At 35.2% G+C, this 12,624-nt stretch carries 9 protein-coding genes; 3 read left to right on the forward strand and 6 right to left on the reverse strand.

The features are described from left to right. Positions 1-578 precede the first annotated feature (578 nt). Genes ACFX5U_RS03175 through ACFX5U_RS03185 form a run of 3 tightly spaced genes read left to right on the forward strand, consistent with a single transcriptional unit; the run spans position 579 to position 6,609 of the window. On the forward strand, positions 579-2,627 hold the full coding sequence (locus ACFX5U_RS03175) for a ComEA family DNA-binding protein (protein WP_400262472.1): 2,049 nt from the start codon (positions 579-581) through the stop codon (positions 2,625-2,627). Then, positions 2,627-4,711 (forward strand): ComEC/Rec2 family competence protein, encoded by a 2,085-nt coding sequence (locus ACFX5U_RS03180; protein WP_400262473.1) that lies wholly within the window; start codon positions 2,627-2,629, stop codon positions 4,709-4,711. The genes ACFX5U_RS03175 and ACFX5U_RS03180 overlap by 1 nt, the downstream gene beginning before the upstream one ends. Next, complete coding sequence (locus tag ACFX5U_RS03185) at positions 4,708-6,609, forward strand: ATP-dependent DNA helicase RecQ (RefSeq protein ID WP_400262474.1); 1,902 nt, start codon at positions 4,708-4,710, stop codon at positions 6,607-6,609. Before ACFX5U_RS03180 ends, ACFX5U_RS03185 begins: the two co-directional genes overlap by 4 nt. 226 nt (positions 6,610-6,835) lie before the next feature. Here the strand turns inward: ACFX5U_RS03185 and ACFX5U_RS03190 are convergent, their stop codons facing one another. The 6 genes from ACFX5U_RS03190 to ACFX5U_RS03215 form a co-directional block, all read right to left on the reverse strand. After that, complete coding sequence (locus ACFX5U_RS03190; RefSeq protein ID WP_400262475.1) at positions 6,836-7,537, reverse strand: sulfurtransferase; 702 nt, start codon at positions 7,535-7,537, stop codon at positions 6,836-6,838. A 231-nt stretch (positions 7,538-7,768) separates the two neighbouring features. After that, complete coding sequence (gene rpsA, locus ACFX5U_RS03195; protein WP_038696198.1) at positions 7,769-9,703, reverse strand: 30S ribosomal protein S1; 1,935 nt, start codon at positions 9,701-9,703, stop codon at positions 7,769-7,771. Between the two features lie 484 nt (positions 9,704-10,187). After that, entirely contained in the window at positions 10,188-11,159 is a 972-nt protein-coding gene (locus tag ACFX5U_RS03200) for a YihY/virulence factor BrkB family protein (protein WP_280570463.1), read from the reverse strand. A 2-nt stretch (positions 11,160-11,161) separates the two neighbouring features. Then, on the reverse strand, positions 11,162-11,569 hold the full coding sequence (locus ACFX5U_RS03205; protein ID WP_400262476.1) for an acyl-CoA thioesterase: 408 nt from the start codon (positions 11,567-11,569) through the stop codon (positions 11,162-11,164). 1 nt (position 11,570) lies between these two features. Beyond that, positions 11,571-12,104, reverse strand: a complete 534-nt coding sequence (gene mltG / locus ACFX5U_RS03210) for an endolytic transglycosylase MltG (protein WP_400262477.1) — start codon at positions 12,102-12,104, stop codon at positions 11,571-11,573. Then, positions 12,076-12,612, reverse strand: a complete 537-nt coding sequence (locus tag ACFX5U_RS03215) for an endolytic transglycosylase MltG (RefSeq protein ID WP_400262478.1) — start codon at positions 12,610-12,612, stop codon at positions 12,076-12,078. Before ACFX5U_RS03215 ends, mltG begins: the two co-directional genes overlap by 29 nt. Positions 12,613-12,624 lie beyond the last annotated feature (12 nt).

The following is a 12,624-nucleotide window of genomic DNA, read 5'->3' on the forward strand; positions in this document are numbered from 1 at the left end:
AGTTTTTATTTCATAAACTTTATAAAGGTCTAACTACTATCGTAGTTAGACCTTTTTTTGTTCATTATTTTTTGCTTAAAATTTGAAATAATATTTTGTGAAATTTGGAGATTACAAGTAACTTATAGTTTACGATTATATGTTTCTTTTAAAACCAGCCCTTTTTTATAAGATAAAGGGATAGGTTGATGGAGTAGATGCTATACCAATTATAAGATAAAACCTTACTGATTATAAGTTCATTTCTGGTTTTTTAACGATTTGACTCAACTCTAAAAAGATTTCGAGTCTGTAGAACTACGTTTTGTGTTTTCTGGTCTGTTAAATTTCTGATGGTTTATAGCCGGTTCGATAGCGTTGTGTTAAACTTCAATAGTTTGATTTTTATTTTTTGATTTAAAGGTAATTTGGATTTATTTTTAATAATCTGGATATATCTTGTTACAAATCAGTGCGATAAAATCATGTTTAGAATGGAGGTTTTTCGAATCAGTTACGCCTAATATTATCAAAAAATATACAGTTAACATTTTTAATAATTTAATTTTTTAATATTTCACTTTTTATGGAATCAGCCTATGAAAATAAAACTTTACTTATTGATTTGGTCATCCTTTTTAACACCATATTACCTTTATGGGCAGGAGTATGAACAGTTAGCACTAGACCAGTTATTTGAACAACTGTTGGAGGAGTTGGAAGAGGGTGTTGATGCTAGTGAGCTATCTGAAAAATGGAGTTACTATTTGAAAAACCCAATAGATCTAAATAAAACAAATGGAGAAGAACTGCGTGACTTAATATTTTTAAGCGCAATTCAAGTGGAAAATTTATTGACACACCGGAAGGAGTCGGGTGATTTTCTATCTGTACAAGAGTTGCAAAGCATTACTGGATTTGAATTAAGTACTATTCAAAATTTGCTTCCCTTCGTGACTGTGAATAATATCATTCATTATCGAGATTTTACTGTTAAGAATTTATTGACCAAATCTAAACAAGAAGTTATGATGCGTTACGGGCGTATACCACATAAGGCTAAAGGTTATGCAATAACAGATACTGCGCGTTCTCGATATCTTGGAGACCCTAACAGGTACTTGCTACGCTATAGGTTCAATTATAATAATAAGATTCGCTTAGCAGTCAATATGGATAAGGATGCAGGAGAACCATTTTTTAATGATAAACAACAATACGGTTTTGATTTTTACTCCGCAAGTCTTTCCATCCGAGATTTGGGAAAGCTGAAACATGTGGTGATTGGTGATTTTGCATTGCAGCTAGGGCAGGGGCTAACCATGTGGAATGGATTGAGTTTTGGGAAAGGGAGTATGATTGAAAGTGCAGCTAGGCAAGGAGCAGGGTTGCGGTCCTATACATCTTTAAATGAAGCAAATTTTTTAAGAGGAATATCCGGTACCATTTCATTAGGCAGTTTTGAGTTGACCCCTTACGTTTCCTATAGACATATCGATGGTAAGGTCGAAAAGATGCATGACGAATGGGCTATATCAACTTTAGCCATTTCAGGATTACATCGAACACCGACAGAACAAAACTATAGAAAGGCTATTGGTCAACTTGTCTACGGAAGCAATATACGCTACGGAAAGAACAGATTTAAGATAGGGGCAAATTTTGTCGCAACACAGCTTGAAGGTATAAAAACCCTAGGTAAGGCCCCTGAAAATAAATTCGATTTTGAAGGTAATTTATTACGAAATACAAGTCTCTATTATAACTATTCTTATAAAAGCGCTTATTTCTTTGGTGAAGTTGCCACTAGTTTAGACGAGGGGTATGCTTGGTTAACGGGATTGATTACGAGCATTACTCCGAAGTTCTCGACCGTGTTCTTGTATCGGGATTATCAAAAAAATTACCATAGTTTCTTCTCGCAGGCTATCGGGGAGACTAGTGGTACTCAAAATGAAAAAGGATTTTATTCCGGCATAGTCTATCATCCATCACGGAAAATTCAATGGACAACTTATGTTGATTTTTTTAAGTTTCCTTGGTTACGATATCGGGCATTAGAGCCTTCTTCAGGTTACGATATGATGTCCCAATTTTCTTATATATGGTATAAGAAGGGACAGCTATCCCTGCGCTTGCGCTATCGTCTGCGGGAAGAAAATACTCCTAGTTCGAAGACTCAAAAAGTCATTTTAGCAGAAGTTAAGAGGCATCAAATCCGTTTGGAGTACAAGTATAAGTTAAGTAGTATTTGGAGCATCCGTAATCGCATTGAGGCTATCCAATATGAGAAAGAATATCAAGATAAAGAATTGGGATGGATGGTGTATCAAGATTTGTTTTACAGTCATAACCAAAGTAAAATAACTACTAATGTACGATTAGCCTATTTTCATACAGATAGCTATAATACTCGAATCTATGCATTTGAAAACGATGTTTTATACGCATCATCTTTTCCGTTGTATTATCAAAAGGGATGGCGTATCTATAATAACATGAGGTATAGAATAAATCGTCATGTTGATTTATGGACTAAAATTTCGGCTTTCTACTATCCAGAATTAGATCAGATAGGTTCTGGTCTAGATGAGATTAAAGGAAATATTAAGTCAGAACTTAAAGTACAGTTGAGGATTCAATTCTGATGAAGACTAACTTCCATGAACAAGTAAAGAAGGTCCCATTTCTCAAAATTGTAATTTTTTATGGTATGGGTATTGGACTTGCGCATTTTATACCAGCAGGTAATGCGACATTTTCTATTTTGAATGCTATACTTATCACTGTTTTACTGAGTCAAGTTGTGTGGTTCATTATGCAACCAAGATTTCGGAGCCTTTATATCATTAACAGCTATGTCATACTTTTTGTATTTGGCTTATGGAATATATCTAGAACACACTTTAAGAATGATGCCAATCATTTTCACTTAGGAGCTAGCGATCAATTTATAGCAATAGTGGACGATGAACCAATTGTTAAAAATAATACGGTGAGATTTTCTGCTCTATTGCGTGCAAAAGAAACAAAGTCAACATTTCGAAAAGCGACGGGTAATCTGATGATGACTGTGGAATTAGATCGTACAGCCCCCATTCAATACGGAGATGAAATCATTTTTATCAACAAGATTAAAGCTATACCCAACCATTACAACCCTCTTGAATTTGATTATAAAAACTATTTAGCAAACCGCGGTATTTATTTTCAAAACAGGTTAAGTTTAGGTGAATATAAAGTCATCGGTCGGAATAAGGGCAATCGTATTAAAGCATTAGGATTGAACTTGAGACAAGGGTTAGTCCATAAGTTTAGAAAATATTTGGATGATGAAGAAGCATTTCAAATAGCAACAGCTCTTATTTTCGGATATCGTACTACTATGTCGACAGATACCTTACAGACCTTTAGTAATACAGGTACGATACATGTATTGAGTGTTTCGGGTATGCATGTAGGTATAGTTTTTTTATTGCTGTTGTGGTTGTTGCAGCAGGTAAAAGGAAATCATGTTCTCCACATCACTCGCACGGTTTTGTTGTTGTTAGCAATCTGGAGTTATACCATTCTCACTGGGATGGCTCCGTCCATATTAAGGGCTGCAATTATGTTAAGTTTTTTTCTTATAACCCGTTTACTAAGGAGAGAGGTGAATATTTTAAATACACTAGCTGCATCAGCATTTCTACTCTTACTGTTTCAACCAAATATGCTCTTTGACATTGGTTTTCAATTATCGTATAGTGCCGTCTTAGGTATTGTTTTTCTTTTTCCATTATATAAAAGAATCGCACCCTATACGGACGGTCGTTTTAGTCATCATATATGGGACAGTATTGGTATTTCATTAAGTGCTCAAACCTCTACGGCACCGTTGTCTTTATTTTATTTTGGTCAGTTTCCCAATTATTTCTTGATTGCAAATGTGCTTGTCGTGCTACCTGTCACGATTATCATGTATGTTGGTTTAGTCTTGATGTTCTTACCATTTGATTCTATTAATATATGGCTAGGGCATGTGCTACAATGGCTCGTTAAGTATATGTTTCTTATGCTTAAATTTTTGGATAAATTACCCTATTCGACATGGACAGGAATTGTTCTTTCCCCTATTATGGTGTTTGTAAGCTTAACCATGCTTTTGACCCTTACCTATGCCTTTCAATGGAAAAGTAAAAATGCAATGTATTTTAGTCTGTTTTTTGTATTGATTTTCGTCGTAATTTTTAACTACCAACAACATCTTAAATTAACCTATAAAGGTTTTCGAGTATACAATACAGGAAAAGATATAACGCTTGCATTTATTAAAAGGAATAAAGTGACTGTGATAAGTTCTTTTGATTCACTTAATACTAGGGCATTAAAGTACAGTATATATCGGGATTTGAGTAGATTTTCCAATTGGAATAGGAGTGGTTATCATAAATTGATTTCTGATGATTCTTTACGAGTTAATTATCTCATTCAAAAATCGGGCTTAATTATTCAGATTATGGAGCATGCAACACTTCAAGTTTTACCTACGGATGTATTGATTGTAAGAAAAAATAGTAAATGGAACTTTGTGGATAATGTAAAGCTTATTAAACCTAAAATTGTTTTGTTTGATGGGACAAATAGTGATCATAATATTCAGGTATGGCAGCATCAGTTGGACAGTTTGGCGATACCGCATTATAGCATAAAAAATAATTTTGCGTATGTTTGGGATAAGGAGTTATTATGAGTGTAGATAGCGTTAGCATATTAAGGCAATACTGGGGACATGATGGTTTTAGACCACTGCAGGAGGAAATAATTCAATCTGTTTTAGATAAGAAGGATACATTAGCTTTACTGCCCACTGGTGGAGGAAAATCAATCTGTTTTCAAGTTCCTGCGATGTTGATGCCAGGTATTTGCATCGTGGTGACACCTTTAATTGCATTGATGAAGGATCAAGTACAACATCTTAAGGATATTGGTATTGATGCGGTTGCCATCTATTCTGGACTGAAGCCAAGGGAAGTAGATATTATTTTAGATAACTGTATTTTTGGTCATATTAAGTTTCTTTATCTTTCACCGGAGCGGCTGTATAGTGATTTGGTTCAAGAGCGAATAAGACATATGTCTGTTAATCTTTTCGCAATCGATGAAGCACATTGTATTTCTCAATGGGGGTATGATTTTAGACCACCTTACTTACATCTTTCTAAGCTTAAAGAATTACATCCCGATGTACCTTATTTAGCACTTACAGCGACAGCCACAACAGAAGTAATTGCAGATATTCAGGATAAGTTGCAGTTTAAAACTAAACATGTATTTGTTAAAAGCTTTTTACGGGATAACCTTGGATACATGGCGCTGGAAGAAGAAAATAAATCGGCACGCATGATTCGTATCATTCAAAAATTAGGTGGTTGTGGAGTAGTATATGTGCGGAATAGGAGAGAGACCCAAGAGATTGCTCAATTTTTAACGAATAATGGTATTGCAGCAGATTTTTATCATGCTGGTTTGCCTGGAAAGGATCGAGATCGTAAGCAGGAGGATTGGATGCAAAATAGAACACGCGTTATCGTTGCTACAAATGCCTTTGGGATGGGGATTGACAAATCTGACGTAAGATTCGTTATCCATTTGGGCATTCCTGAATCGCTAGAGGCGTATTATCAAGAAGCAGGTCGTGCGGGGCGGGATGGGAAAAAAGCATTCCCAGTCCTATTGTATCAACAAGAAGATAAAAATCGACTTTTGAAAAATGCAGAACTCAGTTTCCCTACTGTGGCTTTCATTCAACAAGTTTATCATCACTTATGTAATCATTTTCAAATCCCTTATGGTGCAGGGGAAGGACTTAACTTTGATTTCGATGTTGTTGCTTTTATAAAAAAGTATAAAATAGAAACAATACCCACGCTAAGTGCGCTCAAGTTTTTGGAGAAAGATGGATGGTTAGCATTATCAGAGGCAGTATTTATACCTTCGCGATTTAAATTTGAGGTCCATCATCAGGAACTCTATAAAATCCAAGTTCAATATGAGCGATTCGATAAACTTATCAAGGCTATATTGCGATCTTATGGTGGCGTATTTGATGATTACATCACCATAAATGAATATGAGTTTGCCAAGAAGCTTGGCGTATCATTTGATCAAATAGTAAGCTTAATCCAAGGCCTAGTACAAATGGAAATAGCGAGTTATATACCTCCAACAGATGCACCACAGTTATCTTTTTTGCAAGATCGAGTAGATTATAAAAATCTATATGTAGATCATATTTTTATAAGGGAAAGAAAGCGTGTAAAGACAAAGCAGGTCGAGGCAATGCTCAACTATATTGATCATTCGCAATGTCGTAGTCAATCACTATTGCATTATTTTGGTGAACAGCATGCATTATTTTGCCAAGTATGCGATCTTTGCCTTATTCGAAATCATCAGGCTAAGATGCACATGAATATAAAATTAGAGATAGAACGGATTTTATTGAAGGAACCTAAAACTATCCATGATTTAATAGAGCATATTTCCTTCGGCGACGACGAAACAAAATTGGGAATAGTGAGAAGCTTGATTGATCATTTGAAAATACGCGTTGTAGAGGATTTGTATCATTGGAACACGAAAATCTAGTCGTTGTTAATACTGCTGCTAAATCCTGGAGATGCGAACTGTTAAAGAACCAGCATACAAAATGGCCATTAAATCCAGCAAAAGAAATTACATTTTTTATTTTGGAATTTAAATATTGAACTACCCCACCTAGTTACTTCTACAGGAGCAAACTGCTCATTTATGAGACGTAAGGTCAATAATTCTCCCGTCCATTTGTTTATTTTATCTATATCAGTCTAGCTGATTAACGTTCGATTGGTAATTTAAGTTCTTTTTGTCCCCATTCAGACCAAGATCCATCGTATACACTGATGTTTTTATTCCCGGAGAGATAACTTGCGAAAGCAAGAATGGATGCAGTGACACCAGAGCCACATGTGTAAATCTGATGGTCGCAATAGTCGGAGAAAAGTGAGGTTAATTCTTCTTTTGAACGGTAGTAATTGCCATCAAATACACGGTCGAATGGAAGATTATGTGAATAAGGAATATGTCCGCCCAATAATCCTGCTCTGGGTTCTGGAGCTGTCGCATTAAACCTTTCTTGGCTCCTAGCATCAATGATGCTAATATCTCTGTTGTTATAGGCGCTTAATATAGTTGCTTTGCCCGCATAATATTGGGGGTTGAATTGCGCAGTAGCATTACCTGCCTTTGTCGGAATTAAATATGTATTCTTTACTGGAAGTTTTTCTTTTTCCCATGCTGGGAGGCCACCGTCTAATACGAATACTTGTTCAAATCCCATCACTTTAAACATCCACCAAGCTCTAGGACTAGAATATATACCCCATCGATCGTAGAGGATTATCATATTATCGTTATCAATTCCTAACGTTTGTATTTCTTTTGTAAATTCATCTGCAGCAACGAGGGTATGGGGTAATGAGCTTTTTACATCTGAAAACTTATTTTCGATATCAAAAAATAGGGAATTTGGAATCAATCGTAGTTGAGAAACCTTTCATGGATTGTCCAACTTTATCAATTGTACAGTCTACTACTACTATTTTAGGATTGTCAAAGTTCTCTTGTAGTTGTTTAATTGTTATTAATGAAGTTTCAAAGTGCATGGTTAACTAAATTTATGTAACCTAAATTTAGTTATGTTTTTGATATAAACAAAAAAGCCCTAGCAAAATGCTAGGGCTTTATATTATTGAGTTGATATTAAAAACTATTTAGCGTTTTTCTCATCACCTTCCATTTGCTCTTTCAATTGTGCAAGAACGTCTAAGTCACCTAATGTAGATTTCTCAACTGAATCTTTCACTTTTTTAACAGCATTGTTAGCTACTTTAGCTTCTTTCTTACGAGCATTGAATTCTTCAACACGTGCTTCAGCTCTTTCATCTTCCCAAATACGAGAGTGAGAAATAACTAAACGTTTGTTTTCTTTGTTGAATTCAATGATTTTGAATGAAGCAACTTCATCAACTTTAAGTGCAGAATTATCTTCTTTTACAGAGTGTTTAGATGGACAGAATCCTTCAACACCGTATTGTAAAGCAACGATATCACCTTTGTCACCAACTTTCAATACAGTACCTTCATGAACTGAATCAATTGTGAAGATAGTTTCGAAAGTATCCCAAGGGTTTTCTTCTAATTGTTTATGACCTAAAGATAATTTTCTATTTTCTTCATCTAATTCTAAAACAACAACATCTAATCTTTCACCAACTTTAGTGAATTCGTTAGGGTGGTTGATTTTCTTAGACCAAGATAAGTCAGAGATATGGATTAAACCATCGATACCTTCTTCTAATTCTACGAACACACCGAAGTTAGTCATGTTTTTAACTACTGCAGTTTGTTTAGAACCTACTGGGTAACGTTCAACGATATTTTTCCATGGATCAGGAGTCAATTGTTTGATACCTAAGCTCATTTTACGCTCATCGCGATCTAAAGTTAAGATCTCAGCTTCGATTTCATCACTTACTTTTAAGAACTCTTGTGGAGAACGTAAGTTTTGAGACCAAGACATTTCAGAAACGTGGATTAATCCTTCAACACCAGGGATGATTTCTAAGAAAGCACCGTAATCAGCAACTGTTACGATTTTACCTTTTACTTTAGAACCAACAACTAATTCTTTATCTAAAGATTCCCAAGGATGCTCAGAAAGTTGTTTCAAGCCTAAAGCGATACGTTTTTTCTCATCATCAAAATCTAACACAACTACGTTGATAGTTTGATCTAATGTTAATACCTCTTTTGGATGCTCGATACGACCCCATGAAATATCAGTAATGTGAAGTAAACCATCAACACCACCTAAATCGATGAACACACCGAAATCTGTGATATTTTTAACAGTACCTTCTAATACCTGACCTTTTTCTAATTTAGATACGATTTCAGATTTTTGGTTCTCTAAGTCGTTTTCAATTAATACTTTGTGAGATACGACAACGTTTTTGAATTCGTGGTTGATTTTAACAACTTTGAATTCCATTGTTTTACCTACGTAAATATCGTAATCACGGATAGGTTTGATATCGATTTGAGATCCAGGTAAGAATGCTTCCACACCTTTGATATCAACGATAAGACCACCTTTAGTACGACTTTTAACATAACCGTTAATGATAGCATCATTTTCCAATGCCTCATTGATAGCTTCCCAAGATTTTTGAGTTTTAGCACGTTTGCGAGATAATACTAATTGTCCATTAGCATCTTCTTGCGACTCTACAAAAACGTCAACTACATCGCCAACTGCCAATTCTGGTAAGTCACGGAATTCAGATAATGAAACCAAACCGTCAGATTTGAAACCAACATTTAAGACAACGTCTTTATTGTTGATAGACACAACAGTACCTTCGATAATTTCACCTTGATTAATTTGGTTGAAAGTACCTGCGTATTGTTCTTCTAATTTAGCGCGCTCAGCATCGCTGTAATTTCCGAAACCTTTGTCATCTGCATCCCAGTCGAATTCACCCTCAGGAGTGATCCACGTGTTAGATTTGATTTCTTCGATTAGTTTTGAATCAGCCTCTGATTCAATTTTTTCTGTGTCTTTCACCACTTTGGTGTCAGCGCCTTGTAGCTCCGCGTTTTTCGCTGCTAGCTCTTTTTCTACTTCTTGTTTTTTTGCCATTAATTATTTTTTCTCCTTTTCCCCACATTGTAGGGACTGCAAAAATACGAAAAACTTTTATTAACAAGGATTTATATCTTGTTTTTTTTAAATTGTTATCCACATTCTACTTATATCATGTTATTTCGAACGAATTAACGTCAGAAAAGACAACTGCTTTTATAGTTTAAAATGCCTAGATATTAAGTTTGGGTTCTTGTTTTAGTTTAATTTTAGCTTTTACTCCATGTTTATGAGGCTAGCGTACTGTTAGTACGCTAAATGAAATTTTCATAACATTATAGGAGGTCTTTGTAACATCTTCAAGAAGATGTCATGATTTTATATAAGTGCTATCTGTCAACAGCATTTCTATTGAATAATTTAGGTGTCTTTAATAACAGTTCTGATAGGATGCCTAATGATCTAGCGTGCCAATATATATCCTTTTCAGTTGCATTGGCGAATACTTAACCGTTTGAGGGGGAGTGGCAGAAACTTGATATTATTGGTCGTCGTTACCCCGGAAAGAGTTATATGATTTTGGTCTCACAAATTTTATACTTTGTTTAGAGAGGGCTATTGCAGCATTTAGTTCATAACCTATCAATAATATTAAGGTATTAAGGTACATCCAGATCATGATGACAATCAGTGTACCGATCGAACCGTAAAGTTTATTGTACGTGCCGAAATTATTAATATAAAATGCAAAACCGGAGAAGGTTAAGATGGCTAAAATAGTTGCTAATGTAGCACCGGGACTAAATAATTTCCATCTTCGTGAAGATGTTGGAGCAAATTTATAGAGACAACTAACCGTAAAAAAATAAATTCCAAATATAACCAGCCAGCGTGCAGCTTTAATAACAAATGCCCAAAAGCTATTAGTGATGGCTATGCTATCTTTTAAATAGTTGACAATAATACCAGCATAAGTAAATATGGTCATTCCTATTGTGAGGGCAGTAATGATTAGAAAGGCCAAGCCTAGGGCAATTATTCTACGTTTAACCCAACTGCGTTTTTCAGCGATAAGAGACGATTTATTAAAAGCTCGCATCATAGAGGCCATGCCATTGGTGGCAAAATATGTCGCTAATATAAAACCAAAAGATAAAAGTCCTCCATTTTGATTTTTGATGATATCCTCTAATGTCGTTTCGACAACCTCATAGGCATTGTGAGGGATTACTACTTCAAGGAACTCGAGCAGTTTCTCTTGGAAATTGTCAATCGGTATATAAGGTATCAATGTGAAAAGAAAGATAATACCCGGGAAAATAGCCAACATAAAACTATATGATAGCGAAGACGCTTTACTTAAGATGGAATCACGTGATATCTCTTGAAAAAAAAATACCGCGACAGTATATAAAGGTAAAGAGCCGAATCCAGGTAAAATGACCGTTTTACTCCATTCAATAACTTGATTGTAAAGTTTTAATTTCAATAAGTATGGATGGATATTTGACATGATTATTCAAAATATTGAGCCATTTTCTCTAGAAAAATAGCGGGTGGCATTGTTGGTTTATTCTTATTGATATCAACAAATACCAATGTTGTTTCGCCTGTATTTAGCAAGTCTCCATTCTGATTGAAGAGTTCATATTCAAAGATAATTCTGACAGCTGGTTTTTTTCGAATAGTGGTCTTAATCGTTATTAAGTCATCATAACGCGCAGGCTTGATGTATTTACATTTCATTTCCATTACGGGTAACATGACGCCCATTTCCTCCAGTTCTCGATAAGAGATACCCGTACTTCTCAACATTTCGGTACGTGCTATCTCATAAAATGCAGCATAGTTACCATAGTAAACATATCCCATTTGATCGGTCTCGGCATAACGTACCCTTGTTTGATATTCGGATTGAAACATATTATTTTTTGATATTTCGGTCGTCTAAAGCTTTTTGAAATTTACGGGCATTAACGAGGTGTTCTGCAATATTTGTAGCAAAAGCATGGTAACCCGAAAAATCCTCTTTGGCACACATATAGATGAAATCGTGTTTTTTGTAATTCAATACTGCATCTATTGACGCGATACTTGGCATCATAATAGGACCTGGAGGAAGACCTTTATAGATGTAAGTATTGTACGGATTATCCGTTCTTAGATGTTTATTTAAAACTCTACGGATTGTAAAGTCGTTATTGGCGAAAATTACCGTTGGGTCAGCTTGCAATAATATTCCCTTTTGCAATCTATTCAGGTATAATCCCGCTATTGCAGGCATCTCATCCTTATGTAAAGCTTCTCCCTTTACAATCGCAGCAAGTGAACTTACCTCTTGTGGTGTTAGATTGATTGCTTTTGCTTTAGCAAGGCGTTCACTAGTCCAAAATTTAGTCCATTCATCGTGAAATCGAGCGAATAGCTTTTCAGGTTTCTGTGTTCCAGTATAGCTCATAAGTATTAGGAATAAACATGGCTAAGAAATTATCCGCAGTAAACCCATATGACTTCGCTAAACTTTCATTATTCAATAGGTTAAGGAATGTGAGCGAGTCGGCTTCAAAATTTTCTCCTAGTTTGCCAGCGAAATTATCTTTTAAACGAATGTTTTCGAATCTAAATTTCACGGCATCCTGATAGCCACCTCTTAGATTTCCGATGAATCTTCTGTTGTTCATACCAGGAGTCAAAGCATATCGGCCAGCTTTAACACTTTCCTTGTAATTTTGATATTGAGCAGCACGGTCAAAGCTAACAGGGTCTGACACAATTTTTTGATCTTTAATCTTTTGCAATACATTTTCATAGGTGTCGCCTGTATTGATATAGAGATATTTTTGAATATCCGTTACATTTGGAGCTAAAAAAGTACGATATGCTGTCCATCCGAAATATCCTCCTATAACTAGAAAAAGAAGAACAATTAATTTTATCCAAGTTGGTATTTTCTTTTTATTTTCCATTTTTTATGGATC

It is taken from the genome of Sphingobacterium sp. SG20118 (assembly GCF_044740685.1).
In the GTDB taxonomy this organism is placed as follows: Bacteria; Bacteroidota; Bacteroidia; order Sphingobacteriales; family Sphingobacteriaceae; genus Sphingobacterium.